We start from the raw sequence: 21,399 nt of genomic DNA on the forward strand, positions 1-21,399 counted from the left end.
GCTGGTTATGCTTTAGTGTAGATAAAGCAACCAGCTATTTTGTATTCTATTGAACCGACTTAAGTGATGGACAACGTTAAATACTCTCTATCTAGTGATCCGAGTATCCAACTGATAGACGCCAATTATAAAAAGTTTGCCTTTTCTCGCCATTACCACCTCGACTTTCATATCGGGTTGATTCAGCGCGGTGTTCAAAACTTTAACCATTCAGGTAGCCGTCATCAAGTTGGTCAAGGGCAGATTATTGTCATGCCTCCAGATGAAATGCATGACGGTCATTCAGAGTTGCAAAGTGGCTATCAAGTGAAAGTGTTTTCGGTGAAACCAGAATGGTTTACAGATCAACTGGATCTGGGCAATAAACAAGCAATGACACACTTTACTCAGTTGATCATTAGCGATCCTACACTTTTCCACCAATTATCCCTCCTTCACGCACAACTTATGCACAATAGAGTCTGCCAGCTTGCGCAAGATTGTTTGCCTTTCGAAGGTTTCGGCAGCATGTTGGATCGATATGGAAGCCTAAAGCCTGGAGTTGCTTTGCCTTTAGGCAAGACAACGATTCAATCTCTGCGTGAATACTTGATGGGGAACCTTGATCAGCCCATACGATTAAAGGCTTTGGCCGATATGTGTGAACTAACACCTTCTCAATTCCAGCGCCACTTCAAAGCCAGTATGGGAATAACACCTTACGCTTGGTTAATGAGGTTGAGAATGGAACAAGCACTTAGCTTACTGTTGCATGGGGTCAATAGCATCAATGTCGCCATACAAGTTGGGTTTTACGATCAAGCCCACTTCATCAAAGCCTTTAAAACTACCTATGCCATGACACCCAGTCAAGTTCAGTGTCACTAATTTACAAGACCTCTTGGTATCCATTTATGATAATGGCGTTCTTTGCACTCTAGAGTCTGTTAGATGAATGAAACTACCCTATTGCTCACCCTTGCAACGGTCCATTTTATAGCGCTTTTGAGCCCAGGACCTGATTTTGCACTTGTGGTTCAAAATGCCAGCCGACATGGTAGGCAAACTGGCGTCTACATTGCATTTGGGCTTTCCGTTGGCATTCTATTGCACTCGATCTTCAGCCTAACCGGCGTTAGTTACCTTGTTCACCAGCACCCTTCTGTCTTTCAACTGTTGCAAGTCGCAGGGGGTAGTTACCTACTGTATCTAGGCTTGGGCGCACTTCGATTTGTCTTTCAATATAGGAATCAAGCTATATCCCAAGATACCTCGACACCCAATATGGTGCTAAGTAATCGTAAACAAGCCTTTTTACGCGGATTTATCACTAATATTTTAAATCCGAAAGCGTTGGTCTTCTTTGTTAGTCTTATGTCTTCACTTATCCCTGCTAGTATGTCATTAAGCGGAAAAAGCGCAGCGCTTCTTATCTTATGGAGCCTTTCCTTTGCTTGGTTTTCGGCGCTCGCATGGATGCTTTCTACGGCTCGTTTTCAAACAAAATTGAAACGCATGTCGCTATACATTGATGGATTATGTGGGCTGATATTTACAGGAATTGGACTCAGTATTTTGTATCAAGTTTTGAGTAACGTATTCACTTCTGGAATTTAGGCGTAGCAAATCTGGTACATTGCTTACAAAAGCATCTCCCTTGTATAGACCGAGTTCCGTTGTCCTGACAGGCTGAAGATCCAACAAAAGGAGAAGCTTATGTCATGGAAAACAACTCTCACACAAATGACGTCCTGCTCACTCTTGCTTGTCAGTTCCTTTGGCTTTGCAAATCAGGCAGCAGATGGCGTTGCACCGGAAGAAAGTACCGGGCTTGAAAACAAAACGCTAACCACAGCTAAGAAATGGATGGTTACCGCTGCAAATCCAATTGCCACGCAAGCAGGAGCGGATATTCTTGCTGCTGGCGGCAATGCCATCGACGCAATGGTGACGGTTCAACTCATTCTCGGACTTGTAGAACCCCAATCCTCTGGCATAGGTGGCGGGGCTTTTCTCGTGTACTGGGATGCCAAAGGCAATCGCCTTACGACCGTTGATGGCAGAGAAACTGCTCCTTTAGCGGCAACCCCGACTCTATTTCAAGATGAACAAGGCAAACCACTCAAGTTTTATGATGCTGTTGTCGGTGGTCGCTCTGTTGGCACCCCTGGAACCGTTAAATTGTTGTGGGATACCCATCAGCAACATGGAAAGTTATCGTGGAAGCAAGTCGTTCAGCCTGCAATCGACCTAGCGCGAAAAGGATTTGCGATCAGCCCTCGCCTTGCTGGCTTGATAGCAAAAGATAAAGAACGTTTAAGCCGATTTGATTCAACAAAGGCGTATTTCTTTAATGCCGACGGCACACCGAAAACCGAAGGTACAATACTTAAGAACCCACAATACGCAGATACCCTAGCTCAAATTGCGAACAATGGGGCGAACGCCTTTTATTCCGGCAACATTGCAAAAGACATTGTAGAAACCGTGCAAAGCGCACCAGGCAACCCAGGGGTACTTGGCTTACAGGATTTTGCAAATTACCGCACAAAAGAGCGCGTGCCCGTCTGTGCTCCCTATCAGTCTTATGACATATGCGGTATGGGTCCCCCAAGCTCTGGCGCATTAACCGTGGGGCAAATCCTCTCTATCACTGAAAAATTTGATTTGAAAAAGCTCGGTGCTGACAACCCAACCAGCTGGCAGATCATTTCCGACGCTTCTCGTCTCGCTTTTGCGGATCGTGGTCGCTATATGGCTGACAGTGATTACGTACCAATGCCGACTCAAGGGCTACTGGACTCTGGCTACATTGCCGAACGAGCTAAGTTAATTACTCCAAACAAAGCACTAGAGAGTGTCAGCGCGGGTTCGCCTCCATGGAGTCATGCCATGCGTTTAGCTGATGATGAATCCATTGAACTGCCCTCCACCAGCCACTTTAATGTCGTGGACTCGGAAGGTAACGTTGTCTCAATAACCACAACCATAGAAAACGCTTTTGGATCGCGCTTAATGGTTCGTGGCTTTTTACTCAACAATGAATTAACGGATTTTTCTTTCAAAACGCACAAAGACGGAGCTCCCATCGCAAACCGACTTGAGCCAGGAAAACGTCCTCGCTCTTCAATGTCGCCGACCATCATCATGCAAGATGGTAAACCTTATATGGCGATCGGTTCGCCAGGGGGAAGCCGTATCATTGGTTACGTGGCTCAATCCATCATCGCGCATTTACAGTGGGGAATGGATATTCAACAAGCCATCAATCAACCTCATTTGGTCAACCGATTCGGAACGTTGGATATCGAGAAAGGCACCGCAGCCGAGTCCATGCAGTCGCCGCTTGAAGGTATGGGGCATAAGGTAAACATTCGCGATCTCAATTCCGGACTGCATGCCATTCGACTCACCAAAGACGGCTTAGAAGGTGCTGCTGACCCGCGCCGTGAAGGTGCAGCTATTGGTGAATAGCCGAATCTAGACGTTGTGCCAACGCCCTTGTGAGATATCTCTTACAAGGGCGTAAGTGAACGCGGTTTCATTTATATCAACAAGAGAAGAAAATGAACCTAAGGTACTGATATAAAACAAATCATGTGATATTGACGCTTATTTAAGCAGAGGTTTTTTCTGCCCGTATATTGAGGAAAATCCTCAATCTCTTAATATTAACCCTGTCGGAAGGATGCTGACACGGAACAGGAAAAGCCAAGGATTTGGTTATCTTCAGGATGAAGATTTGATTATTTAGGATGAATAATCAGCATGGAGCAATAAAGGACATTGAACGGACTCAATCGTTATCAGGAAGATAGCGTAAGGAAGACAATGGACACCTCTAGGATGAGGTAAGGAACAAACATCAGGATGATGTAAAGGACACCGCTCAAGGAACAAGTGAGCACGCTAACGAGGAACGTTGGCTGATCAGGATAAGATCATGGACACCGCTAGGATGGCGATGAAAAGGATTATGCTGAAGGATTCAGTATTGCTATCAAGGATTTGATGCATGGAGCAACTTTAGTAGCCGGATTGCTGCGAGTAAGATTGTAACCCCGAAGGGCATTGCTCTCGGGGTTTTTCTTTATCTGTACATAAGTAACCTCAGCTTTGGATAAGTAATATTTCAACCTAACGGTTTTGCCATCTGCGCCGCTAATCAGTGATAAAGCTAATCAACGACAAAGCTAGCCTGTGATGAGACAAAAAAAGCCCGCTTACGCAGGCTTTGATTCCATTCATTGTAGCGGTTAGAGCTTTTCTAGCTTGGCGAATGCCGTTACTAGCCATTTAATCCCTTCACCGTTGAACGCTACTTGGACTCGGCTTTGAGGACCACTGCCTTCAAAGTTAATAATCGTCCCTTCACCAAATTTCGGATGCATCACTCTCGCGCCTAATGAAAAGCCCGTTTCGTTGAAGTTTTCTTTCACGACTTGCTGACTGAACCGCCCGGATGATGCAGGTCGGCTCACTTGTGCTTTCATTCGCACTTCATCCAAGCACGTTTCTGGCAGTTCACGAATAAAGCGTGAAGGTTTATGGTACTTATCTTGCCCGTATAGACGACGCATTTCCGCGTAAGTGATGTAGAGCTTCTCTTTTGCTCGTGTCATACCCACATAGCAAAGGCGTCGTTCTTCTTCTAACCTACCAGCTTCTTCAGCCGACATTTGGCTTGGGAACATCCCTTCTTCGACACCAACCATAAATACGAGCGGAAATTCCAACCCTTTAGCACTGTGAAGAGTCATAAGCTGCACCGCGTCATCGAATTCGTCAGCTTGCCCTTCTCCGGCTTCAAGCGCAGCGTGCGTAAGGAATGCAGTGAGTTCGGATAATTCTTCAGCTTCTTCTGGCTTTTCAAATTGGCGAGTAGCCGTAACCAACTCCTCAAGGTTTTCAATTCGAGCTTTCGACTTTTCACCTTTTTCTTGTTCGTACATCGCATACAAACCTGAATTCTTAATGACGTGGTCGGTTTGGTGATGCATCGGCATTTCAAACGTATCGTCTTCAAGTGCATTGATGAGTTCGATAAATCGACTTAACGCACCAGCGGCTCGTCCGGCTAGAACCTTTTCTTCCAACAACGCTTGTGAGGCTTGCCAAAGTGTGGCACCACGATCTCGCGCAGCAAACCGAATAGTTTCGAGTGTCTTATCCCCCATTCCACGGGTTGGCGTATTCACAACACGTTCGAATGCAGCATCGTCATTCCGGTTAGACATCAAACGCAAGTAGCACAGTGCGTCTTTGATTTCTTGCCGTTCGAAGAATCGCATACCGCCGTAGATACGATAAGGTAACCCAGACTGAATTAACGCTTCTTCCAGAACACGGGATTGGGCGTTATTTCGATAAAGCATGGCGGTGTCATTCAGCGCCCCGCCTTTCTCTAGCCACTCTTTTATTTTGCTAACGGTAAAGCGAGCTTCATCGAGCTCGTTATACGCCGAATACACAGAGATAGGCTCGCCATCATTGCCATCAGTCCAGAGCTCTTTACCCATGCGCTCTGTATTATTGGAAATCAGTTCATTGGCTGCCGATAAAATGGTCTTGGTTGAACGATAGTTTTGCTCTAATCGGATGGTTTTTGCGCCAAGGAACTCATCAAGAAAACGCTGAATGTTTTCGACTTTGGCCCCACGCCAACCATAAATGGATTGGTCGTCATCACCCACGATCATGACGCGTGCTTCTGGTCCCGCCATCATGCGAAGCCAAGCGTACTGAATGTTGTTGGTATCTTGAAACTCGTCGACCAATATGTGTTTAAATCTCGCCTGATAATGCTCGCGAATGTGTTGTTTGTCTCGAAGCAACTCATGCGCTCGGAGCAGAATTTCAGCAAAATCCACCAGCCCAGCTCGGTCACAAGCCTCTTGGTATGCGGTGTATATTTGTAAGTTTGTTTTAGTAATGGGGTCTTGATAGCAATCGATGTGGTTAGGGCGCAAACCTTCATCTTTTTTGGCGTTAATCCACCAAGCCGCTTGTCTCGCTGGCCACTGTTTTTCATCAAGGTTCATGGCTTTGATCAATCGACGCAGTAGACGTTGTTGATCCTCTGAATCCAATATCTGAAAGTCTTCAGGAAGCTTGGCATCCAAGTAATGCGCCCGCAGAATACGATGGCAGATACCGTGGAAAGTGCCGTTCCACATCCCCGATGCGCTGCCCATCATTAACTCTTCGATACGGCCACGCATTTCAGCCGCGGCTTTGTTGGTAAACGTTACCGACATAATAGAAAACGGAGAGGCATTCTCGACAGCCATTAGCCAAGCAATTCGGTGTACCAGCACGCGTGTTTTACCACTGCCAGCTCCTGCAAGCACGAGCATATTCTCTAGCGGGGCTGCTACCGCTTCGCGTTGTTTGTCATTCAAACCATCAAGTAATAGGGAAGCGTCCATCGTTTTCTACTGTGTATTTATACATAACTGGTCATTATAACCGAATTCCAATCAAGAATAAGGTTGAATTCGCAATAAAAATCCCACTTTATAACCCATACAAAATCAATGGGTTGGGAACTTTAAAAAAAATAAGTAAAAAAAAATCGCCTTTTTTGTGAAAGATTTGTCGTTCATTCCTAATCTTATTCTGTAAGCAACCTGACAAACGCTTGTCCATCGCGAAACAGGTTGTCTTTATTAAAGAAACTAAGGATCAAGTTCGAGGATTGAAATATGAAAAAGTCTAATCTTGCTGTTACTGCTGCGGTTACGGGCCTTCTTGCTATCGCTGGTACTACTCTAACTGCTACTTCTGCGGTCGCAGCAGAAAAAGAGAAATGCTATGGCGTTTCCAAAGCAGGTAAAAACGACTGTGCAACCAAAACTAGCTCATGTGCTGGTACGTCTAAAGAAGATTTCCAAAAAGACGCATTCATCGTAGTACCTAAAGGTCTTTGTGACCGTTTGGCTGGTGGAAGCAACACGTCTTCTTAAGCCTTTCCCTCTTAGCCATTTCAGGGCGATGAGCCATGCTTATCGCCCTAATTTATGGAGTGGCTTTGTGAAAAAGGCTTAATAACCGCTAAACGCATACAGCTTTACAAGATTGGCTAAATCTTGATGAACTCACCGGAGAGAGACATGCATAACAAAGTTGGCGTTGGATTAAGAACACCACATTTGGATTACTTTTCTGAGGAAGCGACTGGGTTGAGCTGGTTGGAAATCCACAGTGAAAACTACTTTCTCCCTAACTCTCTGCAACGCCAGCAACTTAATCAGATAGCGGACAACTACGACATTAGCTGCCATGGTATTGGACTGTCTCTAGGGTCGGTAGACGGCGTCAGTCAATCACACCTGGCGCGACTAGAACGCTTAATCAATGATTTACAGCCTATTTTAGTTTCTGATCACTTAAGTTGGAGTGAAAACGGCGGTCATTACTTCAACGACCTTTTGCCGCTTCCCTATACGGAAGAAGCATTGGATGTATTTTGTCGGAATGTGCTGCAAGTTCAAGATGCTATAAAGAGACCGCTACTCATTGAAAATCCATCGAGTTACGTGAAGTTTTCTCACTCTACGATAGATGAGTGGGTTTTTCTGTCCGAAGTACAAAAGCGTACTGATTGCCGACTATTGCTCGACTTCAATAACATTTATGTCAGCGCATTCAACCACGGCTTCGATACCGATGAATACTTAGCAGGCATCGATGCTACAAAGGTAGATGAGATACACCTTGCCGGCTTCACCATTAAGCAACATGAGAAAGGTGAAATTTGGATTGATACCCATAGCCGCCCTGTTTGTGATGAAGTTTGGGCGTTATTTGATGCTTGGATAAAAGCGCATGGTGAGCGACACACACTTATAGAGTGGGATTTGGATATTCCTGAACCTCAAGTTTTGATTCAGGAAGCCAGCAAAGCCAGTCATTACTTAATGCAGATCCAAGGAGAGTCTTATGGCACTTTCCCTCGCTGAACTGCAAAGCCAGTTTGCCAAAGCGCTGCATTACCAAGCCACTGGTGAATCCTGTGATTTAGTGTCTGATGAGTTCTCTGCTGACGAACGCATGCAGATTTATCGCAACAATTTTGTGATGAGTTTATGCGAAGTAATTGAAGCAACCTATCCCAAGGTTTTAGCGTTAGTGGGTGAGGAGTGCTTTCAACAGCTTGCTCGTCAACACGTTTTGACACGCCCTTTAACCGAAGGCGATGTCTCTGGATATGGTGAAGGTTTTGCCGACACAATAAGACAATTTGATCAAGTCATTGCCGCTGTGCCTTATCTCTCGGATATCGCTGACATGGAATGGAAACTGGATCTAAGTGAAATGGCATTATCTTTAGCAATAGAAAAGCCATACTTGCCTTTGGACAAACTCGCTTCCGTGGCTGAGGAACAACAGCCATCGCTTGTCTTTCATCTTGCTTCAAATATTCAGCTTATATCCAGCCAGTTTGCCGTTCTCTCTTTGTGGGAAGCCTTAGAGAAAGAGAAATTTGATGGATTAGAGCTGAATAACGCCGAGCAAGGAGTGGTATGGCTTGATTCTGCTCGCCATCTTCATATCGATCCTATATCAGATGAAGTACATCAACTTATTCAATCTTGTTCGATGGGGTTATCACTAGCAGAAATCGAACCCGATTTATTGACGCATTTGAACACTTTAATGGCTTCAGGCTACTTAGATGGGTTCAGTATAAAAGAACAACAAATAGAGGAAGAATTATGAGTTCAGCCATTCGAAATATTATCGACACCTACGATGGGATCGTAGACAAACTTCAAGCTGGATTTATTCCGTTGTTACTTGTTTTTTGCCGCTTATGGGTAGCCTGGGTCTTTTTCAATTCAGGTCTAACCAAGATTGCATCATGGGACAGTACCCTGTACCTCTTTGAGTTTGAATATGTCGTCCCATTGCTGCCTTGGGAGTTTGCTGCGTATTCAGGAACAGCAGCAGAACTGATTCTGCCTGTGTTCCTAGCGCTCGGGCTTTTTACACGCCCAATGGCCGCCATACTATTTGTATTCAATATTATTGCCGTTATCTCTTATCCGCTTCTTTGGGAAAAAGGCTTCTACGATCATCAACTGTGGGGTTTGATGATTCTTATAAATGTTGTTTGGGGAGCAGGTCTGATTTCGGTCGACCATATCCTAAAGAAAAAGATAACCCAATAACAAACCTCCCTTTAGTTAAGTAGCAACCTGTAAGCTACCTACCAATTCGCCCCAGTTTCTGGGGCATTTTTTTGCTTGTGGCTCTAAACCTGAAATTATTGTATTAGGTTCAATAAATATTCTATTAACATCTATATCACTACTATCGTTTGTGCAGTAAACACCAATATTGTTGAAATGAAGCTAAAACATTGATGTATTTCGTCACCACACCTCCCCCCCCCTCAACCGTGGATGACCAAGGCGGCTGTTATAGAGCCGCCTTTTTTTATTGCTCTAGACTTACAGCTATCAATAGGAAAGTGAATGGATAAGTTTCAGGATATTTAATGCAGATAGGGAAAATATAATTAGGCAGGGTTGGATGAAGGCCTAGATTATTTATTTGGATAATTTTGAGAAATATATTAACAGTAAAAAGCCTTTCGGATTAGCCAAATATTACTAAGAATTCCGCAGATAAATTAAAAGCCAGCACAAAGGCTGGCTTTTAATTTTAGAATCCAATTATTTCTTAGAAAGGAATTCTTTCAGTTCGTCCGGTGAAATACCCTGCTGAGCCAATTCAGCAGCGAGCTGCTGAACACTTTCACTCTTACGGGATTCAATCACTTGCTGAAATTGGTAAACAATATCTCTTAGCATATGCAAAGGAACTTGTTTGGCGGCGCTTCGAATACGCTCTTCACTCTGATTCCCGAGTTCACTAAGCAGTTTTCCGAACATTACTTTTTCTGGAGACTCTTCTAATTGCTCTAAAATACGAGCCATCTCATATGTTGTCATCGACATTGAATATGTATCTTCCAAATAGATCGGGGAAATAATTATATATGTGACGCTAAATATACACCCCTTTCGCTGTTGGGAAAACAATCAATTTCAATTATTGGTCATTTATATACTCAGCACCTTACAAAATGCGGTTAGCTGACTGCTTCTGCATGCCAATTACGACCCACTCGGCTATACAGAATGATTAAAGCCGGTGCCAAAAGCCACATATGCAATGCAATTAACGTCTCTGGCTCAAACGACAGTCTTTGCAGAATACCAACCATAAGACCAGAACCACTCATTTGAAATAGACCCAATAGAGCCGCAGCTGTGCCTGCTTTATCACCAAATGGAGCCAAAGCTTTCCCTGCCCCCGCTCCCATGATGCATGCAAATCCAATGGATGACATAAATATAGGCAACATAAATCCTAAAGGTGTTTGCCACGATTTCATGCCAAGCATCATGGTACCGCCAATTAACAAAACAGCGACTCCAAATACCAATGTCCCATGTGTGCCCCAGCGATCCATTAGTTTAGGTGCAACCATGCAAAATACGATGTTGAATATGGCATTGATTCCGAACCAGAACGTAAACGCGTTCATCGTAATCCCCATATTCGTCATTAATACAACGGGGGCTGATGTTACGTAAGCAAGAATGACAGCCATGCCCAACATGCAAAGAGACGAATGAAATATAAAACTCGGATGCTTCAATACGCTCAAGTATCTCGAAGGTCTAAACAAGGGCTCTTCCGAGCGTGATGGGTTGGTTTCTTTGAAGTTCATCAGCATCATGATACCGCCAACCACAGCAAAACCAGCCATAAAGCTAAAGTTACTCCGCCAGCCAAACTGTTGGGTTAGCCAGCTTCCTAAGATTGGTGCCAGAGCCGGAATGAAACATATTGCCCCGTTTAGGTAACTGATCATTCTGCCGCTTTTTTTAGGACCAAACATATCGCGAACTGTTGCAAAAGCTGCCACCGATGTCGCACAAGCACCGAAGCCTTGTAGCAGCCGAGCCATTAGCATCCACTCTATGGATTGAGCAACCCACGCCAAATAAGCGCTCAACCCGTAAATAACTATGCCTCCTAATGCAACAGTTCGACGTCCGTATCTGTCGGCAATGGGACCTGCAAATAGCTGCCCGACTCCCATAGCAAATAAAAACCAGGTCACCGTATCTTGTGCAAGCGTAGCTTCCACTTGAAATGCTTTCGCCATAGTTGGTAGCGCTGGAAGATAAATATCTATAGCCATCGGGCTAAAGAGCACAAGCATTACCAACATGGTGAATTGTAGCTTTGAGACTTTCTCTGGATTTATTGTCGACATAGTAACCGTCACTTCTGTTTTCTTAAGGCGCAGTTTATTATCATGAAGATATGAATGGAAATGGACTATTTTCATCTCAGATATTCCATGGGGGAATTTCTAAATGAACATTGAACAACTGGGCCGAATCGATCTCAACCTTCTGGTTTGCCTTAACGTACTAATTGAAGAAAGAAACGTAACCCGAGCCGCATCTAGGCTCTGCTTAACACAATCTGCTGTCAGCAAATCATTAGCAAAGCTGCGTACACAATTTGATGATCCACTGTTTTATAGGAGCGCACACGGACTAAACCCAACACCACGGGCACTATTCCTTAAACCCAAATTAGAAGCTCTAATCTATCATTTGGAATCTATTACACAGCCAGATAGTTTTGACCCGAAAACATCTGATCGTAGATTCCATATATCTTTAGTTGAAAGTGTGTACCCACTAATACTGCCCCATTTTCTTCCGAAACTTTTCCAAGAATCGCCAGGTATCAAACTCACGACCCACCCCTGGAATAAAGAAACCTTTAAGCTTCTCCAATCCGGTGATATGGACTTCGGTATTACAGGAAAAGACATCGATATTAATGACGCCACTCTAACGATGCTGCCTCCAAGCGATATAGAAATGCAGGAAATATTTCAGGATGAACAGATTTGCTTGGTTCGAAAATACCATCCAGTTCTGAGCCGTCACTGGGACCTTGATGCCTACCTTGCCGAGCGGCACGTCCAAGTAAGGTGTGATGGTAACGATCGCTGGTTACTTGATTATAAACTTGCTGATAAAGGCTTGGAACGAGACATCGCTTTGTATGTTCCCGATTTTAACAGCGCAGCCAGCTTGTGTACTTACACCGACTTCGTGTTCACAGCACCAAGACATTTCGCTCAGTACATTTCTGGCTACCTCGACTTGGTGCTATTACCTTTACCGACAGAATTACCTCCAATGGCATATACGCTTTTCTGGCATAAAGACAGAACACAAGACGCAGCGCTTAGCTGGTTTAGGAATATCATCACCTCGCATACACACCATTTAAATGGTGTCGATTGAGACTCAGAGATTGAATCATTTTGGCTATATTTTGGTACGTTCAAAATTGCTTACAAGCTAGGCTTCATCTCACAGCAGAATACATTGCTTGTCTGATTAAAAAACGATAGTTTGTACGCAATTTCGTCGCAAGTACGGATAATAGAACAGTCGAAAAGGAATCATACGGATGGATGTCATGATTAAAGAAAGAGTAGAAGCCCTTCGTCGCTGGTTAAGCGAGAACAACGTTGATGCGGTTATCATTCCCCATGAAGATGAGTTTTTAGGAGAATACGTTCCCGCTCACCATGAACGTTTACTTTGGGCGACCGGATTTACTGGTTCTGCTGGTGCAGCTGTAATCACGGCTGACAAAGCCGCTATTTTTGTCGACGGTAGATACACTGTTCAAGTAACGAAGCAATCACCTGCTGATGTTTTTGAATACTGTCATCTCATCCAGCAGCCTCCTTTGGATTGGGCACTCGACAACTTACCGACAAATGCTAAGTTGGCCGTCGATCCAAAAATGCACTCACACTCTTGGCTTCTAAAAGCGCAAGACAAGGTTACTGATAAGCTTGAGTTAGTGCTGGTCAACGATAACCCGGTCGATCTAATCTGGTCGGACAGACCTGCTCCAGTCTATACAGATGCTCGCTTAATGGAGCAAGAGCTCGTAGGACAAACAAGTGAAAGTAAGCGCCAAGAAATTGCTGAAATAGTAAAAGAAAACCGTGCCGACGCTGCATTGCTAACTCAACTTGATTCCATTTGTTGGCTGTTGAATGTCCGTGGCTTAGATGTCTCTTGCTTACCGGTGCTGTTATCACACGCCATTGTTCATGCTGACGCTAATGTAGAGTTCTTTATTGACCCAGCACGCTTACCTAGCGAATTTTCTGAGCATGTCGGTCAAGGTGTAACGGTTTATTCTCCGGAGCAACTTGAGACACAACTTCAAGCGCTTTCAGGCAAGAATGTTTTAGTGGACCCAGCAACAAGCAACGCTTGGTTTACACTGACTCTACAAAATGCCGGTGCCGAAGTTATTAATGGTGACGACCCATGTTTACTTCCGAAGGCAGCAAAAAACTCAGCAGAAATTGAAGGGATGCGCGCATCGCACCTTCGTGATGGTGCGGCAATGGTCAACTTCTTATCGTGGCTTGATGCCGAGGTAGAAGCTGGAAATTATCATGATGAAGGTCTTCTTGCAGATAAGCTTCATGAGTTCCGTAAGGCCGATCCAACGTTGGCAGATTTGAGCTTTGACACTATTTCTGCTTCAGCTGGCAATGGCGCAATGTGTCACTACAATCACATGAACCAACCAGAACCCGGAAAGTTAGAACCAAATTCACTTTATCTAGTGGATTCAGGTGGTCAGTACCCAGATGGTACAACAGACATCACACGTACTATTGCGATAGGCAAACCTAGCCACGACATGATCCAGCAATTTACGTTGGTTTTGAAAGGTCATATCGGGCTTGCTAACGCAATATTCCCTCATGGCACAACGGGGCACCAACTCGACATTCTTGCGCGCCAGCATCTCTGGGCAAATGGCTATAATTTCGATCATGGTACTGGTCATGGTGTTGGGCATTTCCTAAGTGTTCATGAAGGTCCTCAGAGAATCGCGCCTGTTGTTAATAACGTCGCTCTACTGGAAGGCATGGTACTTTCTAATGAGCCAGGTTATTACCGTGCTGATGAGTTCGGTATTCGGATAGAAAACTTGGAGTTAGTTGTTGAAGTTGAAACGCAAGGCGATATGAACATGCTCGCGTTTGAATCACTGACACGATGCCCTATCGATAAGCGCAATATTGATGCCGCTCTTCTGACCGATTCAGAGTTAACTTGGTTAAACAGCTACCATGCAAAAGTGTGGGATGAGATCAGCCCGTTAGTATCTGGTTCATCTTTAGATTGGTTAAGACTCGCCACTGAGCCACTAACTCGATAAGATTTCCGAAGGCATCATAGACGAAAACCCCGCTAAGTTTAGCGGGGTTTTTATATGAGTAGTGAAAGTCAAAAAGGTACTAAGTTGACCCCTTGTGTTTCACGTGAAACATCTCACCAAAAATCGTATTCTAATCACCTTCCAGACAAATCACTTATCCAGAGTAAGCGTGGTGCCAATCTTTCCAAACAGGTTCAAATCCCTTACTCCTAACGGCATTTGCTACTTGAGCAGAAGAACGCTCGTCGCTTATCGCAAACTGCTCAAGTTCTTCTTCGTCATTAGCATAACCCCCTGGTTGAGTCTTTGAAGCAGCTGAAATACTCGTCACCCCAAGAGGCAATACATTGTCTCTAAAGTCTGGTGACTCTCGTGTTGAAAGGGAAAGCTCTACTTCCGGATTTAGCATTCTGTAAGCGCATATCAATTGAACCAGTTGTTTATCAGACATCACTGACTTTGGCTGCAAAGACCCTTCACAAGGTCTTAATCGAGGGAAAGAAATCGAATAGCGGGACTTCCAATAAGTCCGTTCCATATAGCTAAGGTGAGCAGCAACAAAAAAGCAATCCGTCCTCCACTCTTCCAATCCGATCAATGCACCCATACCAATTTTATCGATGCCTGCGGAAGCCAATCTATCCGGAGTATTTAAACGATAGTTAAAATCTGTTTTGTTACCGCGAAGGTGATGCTGACCGTAGGTCGACGGATGATACGTTTCTTGGTAAACCATAACCGCGTCTAAGCCGAGTGTTTTTAACTCTGCATAACACTCTTGGTCCAGAGGTTGAACCTCCATAGCCAGATAGCTAAATCGTTTTTTTATAGATGGAACTACTTCACGAAAGTACTTCATACCTACTTTCGTTTCATGCTCCCCCGTGACGAGTAAAACCGAATCGAAACTCATTCTCTTGATCGCATCGATTTCCAACTGAATGTCATCAACATTCAATGTTCTTCGCTTAATTCTGTTCTCCATAGTGAAACCGCAATAGGTGCAAGAATTTGCGCAAAGATTTGACAGGTACAATGGAATATAAAACCCAATAGTATTGCCAAAGCGTTTTCGTGTAAGCGCGTAAGATTGTTGCGCCATTTGTTCTAGGAATGGTTCCGCTGCAGGCGAAATAAGCGCTTTGAAATCTTCTAAATCACGCTTTGATTTCGATATTGCTCTTTGTACATCTTCAGACGTTTTACTGTAGATAGACATGCGGATCTCATCCCAATTCATCTTTTCAAACTGGTCTGAAAAACTCATATTGATCACTCCAAGAATGATGTGAGTGGGCTAGATGCAACAGCGTGATTCACTTGCCCAGCCAAGCCAGCTTCGTAACCTAGGCGTCCACTTTCTACAGCAAGTTTGAAGGCTCTCGCCATTTGCACGGGATTAGCCGCGGCGGCAATTGCCGTGTTTACCAACACCGCGTCCGCTCCAAGCTCCATGGCTTTTGCTGCGTGAGAAGGTGCACCTATGCCTGCATCTACAACAACCGGAACATTCGCTTGGTCGATAATGATTTCCAGAAAGTCCTGTGTCGCGATACCCTTGTTTGAACCAATAGGTGCGCCTAAAGGCATTACCGCAGCACAACCCACTTCTTCAAGATGTTTACAAAGCACTGGATCAGCATGGCAATAAGGCAATACGATGAACCCCTGTTCAACCAACTTTTCCGCGGCTTTTAGCGTCTCAATAGGATCGGGCATTAGATACTTAGGGTCTGGGTGAATTTCCAATTTAAGCCACTTTGTACCCAAAGCTTCTCGCGCTAACTGTGCAGCAAATATCGCTTCTTTCGCATTCTTTGCGCCTGATGTGTTTGGCAGTAAGGCTATTCTATTTTCGATAAGTGGCGAAAGTATGTCGTCATCCTTTGTATCGAGATCCACTCTCTTTAATGCCATCGTCGCAAGCTGGGAGCCAGAGGCAATAATGGCATCGCTCATTACACGGCTATTTGAAAACTTTCCTGTCCCTGTGAATAAGCGAGACTCAAATGTTTTTCCTGCTATCGTTAACACCTTTAACCTCCGGCAATCGCTCTAAATACCACAACATCGTCACCCGCTTTTAAGCGAGTATCAGACCACATTGTTTTGGTTTGAACTTCTTGGTTAACTGCGATTGCAATGCCTACCAGTTCAATTTTTCTATTTTCCAGCAAATCGACAAGCGTCATTTCATCTGAAATCGAAATTGACTCGCCATTAAATGTAATTTTTAACGTACTCATTATTTTCCTTGAGCATCAAAAGTTGAGTTGCACACACTACACGCGTTGTCTTTTGAAATACTGAATTGATGGAACTGCATAGATAAGCCATCGAATAATGTAAGACGGTTCGCTAAGTCTCGTTCTAATGTGACTAAACGAATAGCGACGAGAGCTTGATGAGTTCCAATAATTCCTACGACAGGTCCCACCACACCGGATTCTGAGCAGCGCGTATTGGGCTGTGATTCATTGATTGGATATAAGCAGTGATAGCAAGGATCTGAGCCTTGATACGTGAAAGTAGCTAATTGACCTTCCCAGCCGATTGCAGCACCAGATACCAAAGGTGTTTTTGATTTGTGACACGCGCGATTAATTTCTTGTCGCGTTTCAAAATTATCGCTGCAGTCTAAAACGATATCCGCTTGCATACATTCAAGTTCAAGCCGACTACCCAAAAGTTTCTTTTTGATAGCACGGACGCGCACATCCGAATTGATCTTAGCGATAGCTTTTTTTGTCGCATCTACCTTGGCTAGACCTACCTCGTCACTAGAGTAGAGTATTTGCCTCGGGAGGTTACTCACTTCAACAACATCATCATCAGCGATAACAAGATGACCTATACCCGAAGCAGCAAGATGCTGAATGGCAGAACACCCTAACCCACCACACCCAACAACTAAAATACTCGAATTTCTAAGCTTTGCTTGTCCGAGCTCTCCAATTTCAGGTAACGCTACCTGACGCTGATATCTCAGAAACTCAGAATCTGTAATCGTCACTGAACTACCTACTACTTAGAATTTCACGAAAATCGCTAATTGCTTTCTTTGGATCGGTACTTAGTGTGATAGCCCGAACTACAGCTAAACTCGATACCCCACAGTCCCACACCAGTGGTGCTCGTTCTAAGTCAATTCCACCAATCGCAACGGTGGGAAACTTTCCTGACAGTTCTTGGTAAAGCTTAAGCCTCACTAACCCTTGAGGGCGTGAAGGCATAACTTTAGTGGTTGTTGGAAATATATGACCGAGCGCTATATAGCTAGGGTTGACCTGTTTTATTCTAAGTATTTCGTAGTAACCGTGAGTAGATAAGCCTATCCTTACGCCAGCTTTTGCAATTTGGTCTAAGTCTGCAAACTCGAGATCTTCTTGTCCTAAATGCACGCCATAAGCACCATGTCTTACCGCTAACTGCCAATAGTCATTAATATAGACTTGAGCGTTATGCTGACGTCCTAATTCGATTGCTTTTGTAATCTTCGTTTCTAGCTCTAGGTCATCGGCATTTTTTATCCGAAGCTGTGCTGTCTTTACTCCAAGTTTCAGAAGTCGCTCTACCCACTCCACCGTATCTACAACCGGATATAAGCTAAGATATTCAGCATTTGTATCAGGGAAAGGCAAAGCGTTTTCTATTTCCCATCCTACATGGATATCTAATAGCTCATCAGAGAGTATCGGTGTTGGAAATTCGGATAGATTCTGAGGCCATGTTTCACGTGAAACATCAGAACTTACTGCGCCTCTTGCTATCACGAGTGCATCTTCAATCGGAAAATCAAGTACAAGAGACGTCAGTAACCAAGCCAGGTAGGATTGTTGTTCTATCTCAGATAATGGAGCGCCCTTGAAACTCAACGCTCTATTGGATTCGCCATGACACCATAGATCAACAAGCTGAAAATCATGATAAACGTCAATCAAGAGTAAGTTAGGCTCTTTTGAAAGTTGAGATAAAGCCAAAGGTGAAGCCTGACCATTAGAAAAACGACAAACATGAGTAGCTTCACTATCGGATTCATCAAATGAAAGAGACGTACACCTGTCATCAACGTAGCATTGCGTCAAATGAGTTGGGCTTACACCCAACTCGATATCAGCAATATCAAAGCCCTGCTCCTGAGCCATTAACAGTCTAGACTGAACGAGACCTGTTAACTCGACTTGAGCCTTTGGCAGTAATAGCTGAGCCATTTAATCCTCCAAAACACTCTGCTTGGCAGGGTGGTACAACTCTGAGCCCGTCGCTTTAAACTCTTCGGACTTCCTACGCATACCTTCCAATGGGTCATCTAGCATCTTGATCTCAATAGCCTGATCCTGCGCGACTTGCTTAGTGTCCTTTGCGTACTCTCTTACTTCTTGAGAAATCTTCATTGAACAGAACTTTGGACCACACATTGAACAGAAGTGAGCGACTTTCCCCGACTCTTGTGGAAGCGTTTCATCATGAAACTTACGTGCGGTTTCAGGATCCAGACCCAAGTTAAATTGGTCTTCCCAGCGGAATTCAAATCGAGCTTTTGAAAGTGCGTTATCGCGAATTTGAGCACCAGGGTGCCCTTTCGCTAAATCTGCTGCGTGCGCCGCTAACTTATAGGTAATCAAACCCGTTTTAACATCTTCTTTGTTGGGTAAGCCTAGGTGCTCTTTCGGTGTCACATAGCAAAGCATGGCACAGCCATACCAACCAATCATGGCTGCACCGATACCTGAAGTAATATGATCGTAACCAGGGGCAATATCTGTTGTTAGTGGACCAAGAGTATAAAATGGAGCTTCATGACAGTGCTTAAGCTGCTCGTCCATGTTTTCTTTGATCATGTGCATTGGGATATGACCAGGACCTTCTATGATTACCTGAACATCATATTCCCACGCAACTTTAGTCAACTCACCTAAGGTTCTCAGCTCGGAAAACTGTGCTTCATCGTTCGCGTCTGCAATTGAACCTGGGCGTAAGCCATCACCAAGTGAAAGAGCAACATCATACTTCGCACAGATTTCACAGATTTCACGGAAGTGGGTATACAGGAAGCTTTCCTGATGATGAGCTAAACACCATTTCGCGATGATAGAACCACCACGAGATACGATACCGGTGACACGTTTTGCCGTCATTGGCACGTAACGTAATAACAAACCAGCATGAATGGTGAAGTAGTCTACCCCCTGCTCTGCCTGCTCAATTAGCGTATCTCGCATGACTTCCCAATTGAGGTCTTCAGCGACACCATTTACTTTTTCTAGTGCTTGATACATAGGAACAGTACCAATAGGAACAGGACTATTACGCATGATCCATTCACGTGTTTCATGAATGTTTCGACCTGTAGACAAGTCCATTACTGTATCGCCGCCCCATCGAGTCGACCAAACAAGCTTTTCAACTTCTTCCTCGATTGAAGATGACACAGCAGAGTTACCAATATTCGCATTTACCTTAACAAGGAAATTACGCCCAATAATCATAGGTTCTGATTCAGGGTGGTTAATATTGGAAGGAATAATGGCGCGTCCTTCGGCAACTTCTTTTCGCACAAATTCAGGAGTAATTTCTTTAGGAAGGTTTGCACCAAAGCTTTCACCAGGATGCTCAATATTCAGTTGGTCATCAGCAAACTTATGACGCTGCAAGTTCTCACGTATGGCAATGTATTCCATTTCAGGGGTAATAATACCTTGGCGTGCATAGTGCAGCTGAGTAACGCACTGACCTTCTTTAGCACGTCGGATTTTTGGAAGATTGCCATAGCGTAAATCGTCTAACGTATCGTCTTCCAAACGCTCTTTGGTGTAAACCGAACTCACATCAGACAAAATCTCAGTGTCATTTCGCTCTTTAATCCAGTCTTCACGTAGCTTCGGCAACCCACTATAAAGGTCAATCTCATGTTCTGGATCGGTATAAACCCCAGACGTATCGTAGACACGTATTGGTTCATTAGGCTCAAATATTGGGTCTTTTTTAGTCCCGCCAACCAAACTGTCTGCCAGAGAGATCTCTCTCATTGGCACTCGAATATCGGTTCTAGAGCCTTCTACATACACTTTATGAGAATTTGGATACGGTTGAGTCGACAGGTTATCAATAAACTGTTTGGCTTCCAGTCTCGCTTGCTTGCGATTCGACATAGCATTTTTCCTTGCAATCATTATTTTTAGGACAAAGTCCCTAGGAAGAAAATGCTTGGCGGATTGTTGTTACAAGAGGGCAAATGTGCGTGAGTAACGCCATCTGAAAGTAGATAGATCCCGACTAATATCAGGTGAGGTATCTTCTCTTGTTCCCTTCGCAGATATTAGTCTGATCAGGTTCAACGGATCCCGCTAACGCGGTCTCAGCTCGCCCATTAATAAATCGGGCGGAGCACTCCGACAAGTGAAGCCAGTATAAGGGAAAGGTTAGGTCAAAACCAAGACCAAAGTTTAAAAAGATTAACTTTTAATCAACAATTGAAAGCCAATCCATGCGGCAGAGATACTAAGAACGACATTCAATAACACATTTAGACCCATTTTAAAAAATGCACCTTGCTGCATGAGTAAAACGTTGTCCATAGAAAAGGTAGAAAAAGTAGTTAGTGCTCCTAGGAAGCCAAGACCGATTATCTGCCTCCAAGGCTCTGTAGCAAGGCTTCCATTCTCAAATGAAGCTATCAGCATTCCCATCGCTAATGAACCCACTACGTTCACTGTGAGTGTGCCATATGGAAACCCTCTACCAAATAAACTCGCGCATAACTCCGACACCAAAAAGCGAGAACATGCGCCAAATGCGCCACCTAACGCTATGAAACCAAGAATGGATAACTGTCCCATCTCTACCAACCCTAATCAAATATTGAAACCATTCTATCTTTATATACGCCAAAATTCGTTTTTAATTTCGGGTAATACTCGCCATAAAGAAGGATAAATATAAAAAGTTACAGGAGTCACTTTAGGTGATGTAAATCATGTTTTTTAACAGGCAAACAAAAAAGCCCTGATCAGTGATCAGGGCTTATCAATTTGAACCTGGCGATGTCCTACTCTCACATGGGGAAACCCCACACTACCATCGGCGCTATTGCGTTTCACTTCTGAGTTCGGC

General features: G+C 44.2%; 19 protein-coding genes, 1 rRNA gene and 1 riboswitch. Of the genes, 9 read left to right on the plus strand and 11 right to left on the minus strand.

What is annotated here, in order from left to right:
* Positions 1-66: 66 nt before the first annotated feature.
* From Q8W40_RS26415 to ggt, 3 genes are all read left to right on the plus strand, one after another.
* A complete protein-coding gene (locus Q8W40_RS26415) occupies positions 67-867 on the plus strand; it encodes a helix-turn-helix transcriptional regulator (protein WP_305401505.1) in 801 nt (266 codons plus the stop codon).
* Between the two features lie 63 nt (positions 868-930).
* Positions 931-1,596: a LysE family translocator gene (locus Q8W40_RS26420; RefSeq protein WP_305401507.1), complete on the plus strand. Its 666-nt coding sequence runs from the start codon at positions 931-933 to the stop codon at positions 1,594-1,596.
* Positions 1,597-1,695: 99 nt separating this feature from the next.
* Positions 1,696-3,453 (plus strand): gamma-glutamyltransferase, encoded by a 1,758-nt coding sequence (gene ggt / locus Q8W40_RS26425; RefSeq protein ID WP_305401509.1) that lies wholly within the window; start codon positions 1,696-1,698, stop codon positions 3,451-3,453.
* Positions 3,454-4,235: 782 nt separating this feature from the next.
* Here the strand turns inward: ggt and uvrD are convergent.
* The gene (gene uvrD / locus Q8W40_RS26430) at positions 4,236-6,407 is read right to left on the minus strand and encodes a DNA helicase II (protein ID WP_305401511.1); all 2,172 of its coding nucleotides are present in this window, start codon (positions 6,405-6,407) and stop codon (positions 4,236-4,238) included.
* Between the two features lie 276 nt (positions 6,408-6,683).
* On the opposite strand from uvrD, the gene Q8W40_RS26435 reads away from it, so the two are divergent.
* The 4 genes from Q8W40_RS26435 (at position 6,684) to Q8W40_RS26450 (ending at position 9,152) form a co-directional block, all read left to right on the plus strand.
* Positions 6,684-6,944: a BufA1 family periplasmic bufferin-type metallophore gene (locus tag Q8W40_RS26435; protein ID WP_101111426.1), complete on the plus strand. Its 261-nt coding sequence runs from the start codon at positions 6,684-6,686 to the stop codon at positions 6,942-6,944.
* A gap of 147 nt (positions 6,945-7,091) precedes the next feature.
* Positions 7,092-7,940: an MNIO family bufferin maturase gene (bufB, locus tag Q8W40_RS26440; protein ID WP_370693437.1), complete on the plus strand. Its 849-nt coding sequence runs from the start codon at positions 7,092-7,094 to the stop codon at positions 7,938-7,940.
* The gene (locus Q8W40_RS26445) at positions 7,921-8,700 is read left to right on the plus strand and encodes an HvfC/BufC N-terminal domain-containing protein (protein WP_305401515.1); all 780 of its coding nucleotides are present in this window, start codon (positions 7,921-7,923) and stop codon (positions 8,698-8,700) included. Before bufB ends, Q8W40_RS26445 begins: the two co-directional genes overlap by 20 nt.
* The gene (locus Q8W40_RS26450; protein WP_305401517.1) at positions 8,697-9,152 is read left to right on the plus strand and encodes a DoxX family protein; all 456 of its coding nucleotides are present in this window, start codon (positions 8,697-8,699) and stop codon (positions 9,150-9,152) included. Before Q8W40_RS26445 ends, Q8W40_RS26450 begins: the two co-directional genes overlap by 4 nt.
* A 507-nt stretch (positions 9,153-9,659) precedes the next feature.
* On the opposite strand, the gene tsrA is transcribed toward Q8W40_RS26450, so the two are convergent.
* On the minus strand, positions 9,660-9,944 hold the full coding sequence (gene tsrA, locus Q8W40_RS26455) for an H-NS-like global regulator TsrA (protein WP_101111430.1): 285 nt from the start codon (positions 9,942-9,944) through the stop codon (positions 9,660-9,662).
* A gap of 134 nt (positions 9,945-10,078) precedes the next feature.
* A complete protein-coding gene (locus Q8W40_RS26460; protein ID WP_305401534.1) occupies positions 10,079-11,275 on the minus strand; it encodes a multidrug effflux MFS transporter in 1,197 nt (398 codons plus the stop codon).
* Positions 11,276-11,378: 103 nt separating this feature from the next.
* On the opposite strand from Q8W40_RS26460, the gene Q8W40_RS26465 reads away from it, so the two are divergent.
* A complete protein-coding gene (locus tag Q8W40_RS26465; RefSeq protein WP_305401519.1) occupies positions 11,379-12,329 on the plus strand; it encodes a LysR family transcriptional regulator in 951 nt (316 codons plus the stop codon).
* A 169-nt stretch (positions 12,330-12,498) separates the two neighbouring features.
* Complete coding sequence (locus Q8W40_RS26470) at positions 12,499-14,286, plus strand: aminopeptidase P family protein (protein ID WP_305401521.1); 1,788 nt, start codon at positions 12,499-12,501, stop codon at positions 14,284-14,286.
* 154 nt (positions 14,287-14,440) lie between these two features.
* On the opposite strand, the gene thiH is transcribed toward Q8W40_RS26470, so the two are convergent.
* From thiH to rrf, 8 genes are all read right to left on the minus strand, one after another.
* Positions 14,441-15,553: a 2-iminoacetate synthase ThiH gene (gene thiH / locus Q8W40_RS26475; protein WP_305401523.1), complete on the minus strand. Its 1,113-nt coding sequence runs from the start codon at positions 15,551-15,553 to the stop codon at positions 14,441-14,443.
* 5 nt (positions 15,554-15,558) lie between these two features.
* Positions 15,559-16,320: a thiazole synthase gene (locus Q8W40_RS26480; RefSeq protein WP_305401525.1), complete on the minus strand. Its 762-nt coding sequence runs from the start codon at positions 16,318-16,320 to the stop codon at positions 15,559-15,561.
* Between the two features lie 2 nt (positions 16,321-16,322).
* Positions 16,323-16,532 (minus strand): sulfur carrier protein ThiS, encoded by a 210-nt coding sequence (gene thiS / locus Q8W40_RS26485; protein ID WP_305401527.1) that lies wholly within the window; start codon positions 16,530-16,532, stop codon positions 16,323-16,325.
* The gene (locus tag Q8W40_RS26490) at positions 16,532-17,299 is read right to left on the minus strand and encodes a HesA/MoeB/ThiF family protein (protein ID WP_305401528.1); all 768 of its coding nucleotides are present in this window, start codon (positions 17,297-17,299) and stop codon (positions 16,532-16,534) included. Before Q8W40_RS26490 ends, thiS begins: the two co-directional genes overlap by 1 nt.
* A gap of 4 nt (positions 17,300-17,303) precedes the next feature.
* Positions 17,304-18,497 (minus strand): thiamine phosphate synthase, encoded by a 1,194-nt coding sequence (gene thiE, locus Q8W40_RS26495; protein WP_305401530.1) that lies wholly within the window; start codon positions 18,495-18,497, stop codon positions 17,304-17,306.
* Positions 18,498-20,438 carry a phosphomethylpyrimidine synthase ThiC gene (gene thiC / locus Q8W40_RS26500; RefSeq protein WP_305401532.1) on the minus strand — a complete coding sequence of 647 codons (1,941 nt, stop codon included), beginning with the start codon at positions 20,436-20,438 and terminating at the stop codon, positions 18,498-18,500.
* 136 nt (positions 20,439-20,574) lie between these two features.
* Positions 20,575-20,691: riboswitch (TPP riboswitch) on the minus strand.
* A gap of 50 nt (positions 20,692-20,741) precedes the next feature.
* A complete protein-coding gene (gene crcB, locus Q8W40_RS26505) occupies positions 20,742-21,125 on the minus strand; it encodes a fluoride efflux transporter CrcB (protein WP_126606449.1) in 384 nt (127 codons plus the stop codon).
* Positions 21,126-21,321: 196 nt separating this feature from the next.
* Positions 21,322-21,399: ribosomal RNA gene (gene rrf, locus Q8W40_RS28175) — 5S ribosomal RNA — on the minus strand; the annotation flags it as partial.

Source organism: Vibrio penaeicida (assembly GCF_030689305.1).
Taxonomy (GTDB): domain Bacteria; phylum Pseudomonadota; class Gammaproteobacteria; order Enterobacterales; family Vibrionaceae; genus Vibrio; species Vibrio penaeicida_B.

Coding starts and splice junctions, on each gene's coding strand:
- crcB (WP_126606449.1), bottom strand. CDS start 21,125: ATGGGACAGTTATCCATTCTTGGTTTCATAGCGTTAGGTGGCGCATTT.
- Q8W40_RS26470 (WP_305401521.1), top strand. CDS start 12,499: ATGGATGTCATGATTAAAGAAAGAGTAGAAGCCCTTCGTCGCTGGTTA.
- Q8W40_RS26435 (WP_101111426.1), top strand. CDS start 6,684: ATGAAAAAGTCTAATCTTGCTGTTACTGCTGCGGTTACGGGCCTTCTT.
- Q8W40_RS26465 (WP_305401519.1), top strand. CDS start 11,379: ATGAACATTGAACAACTGGGCCGAATCGATCTCAACCTTCTGGTTTGC.
- thiH (WP_305401523.1), bottom strand. CDS start 15,553: ATGAGTTTTTCAGACCAGTTTGAAAAGATGAATTGGGATGAGATCCGC.
- thiC (WP_305401532.1), bottom strand. CDS start 20,438: ATGTCGAATCGCAAGCAAGCGAGACTGGAAGCCAAACAGTTTATTGAT.
- Q8W40_RS26460 (WP_305401534.1), bottom strand. CDS start 11,275: ATGTCGACAATAAATCCAGAGAAAGTCTCAAAGCTACAATTCACCATG.
- tsrA (WP_101111430.1), bottom strand. CDS start 9,944: ATGTCGATGACAACATATGAGATGGCTCGTATTTTAGAGCAATTAGAA.
- Q8W40_RS26450 (WP_305401517.1), top strand. CDS start 8,697: ATGAGTTCAGCCATTCGAAATATTATCGACACCTACGATGGGATCGTA.
- uvrD (WP_305401511.1), bottom strand. CDS start 6,407: ATGGACGCTTCCCTATTACTTGATGGTTTGAATGACAAACAACGCGAA.
- bufB (WP_370693437.1), top strand. CDS start 7,092: ATGCATAACAAAGTTGGCGTTGGATTAAGAACACCACATTTGGATTAC.
- ggt (WP_305401509.1), top strand. CDS start 1,696: ATGTCATGGAAAACAACTCTCACACAAATGACGTCCTGCTCACTCTTG.
- thiE (WP_305401530.1), bottom strand. CDS start 18,497: ATGGCTCAGCTATTACTGCCAAAGGCTCAAGTCGAGTTAACAGGTCTC.
- Q8W40_RS26415 (WP_305401505.1), top strand. CDS start 67: ATGGACAACGTTAAATACTCTCTATCTAGTGATCCGAGTATCCAACTG.
- Q8W40_RS26420 (WP_305401507.1), top strand. CDS start 931: ATGAATGAAACTACCCTATTGCTCACCCTTGCAACGGTCCATTTTATA.
- Q8W40_RS26445 (WP_305401515.1), top strand. CDS start 7,921: ATGGCACTTTCCCTCGCTGAACTGCAAAGCCAGTTTGCCAAAGCGCTG.
- thiS (WP_305401527.1), bottom strand. CDS start 16,532: ATGAGTACGTTAAAAATTACATTTAATGGCGAGTCAATTTCGATTTCA.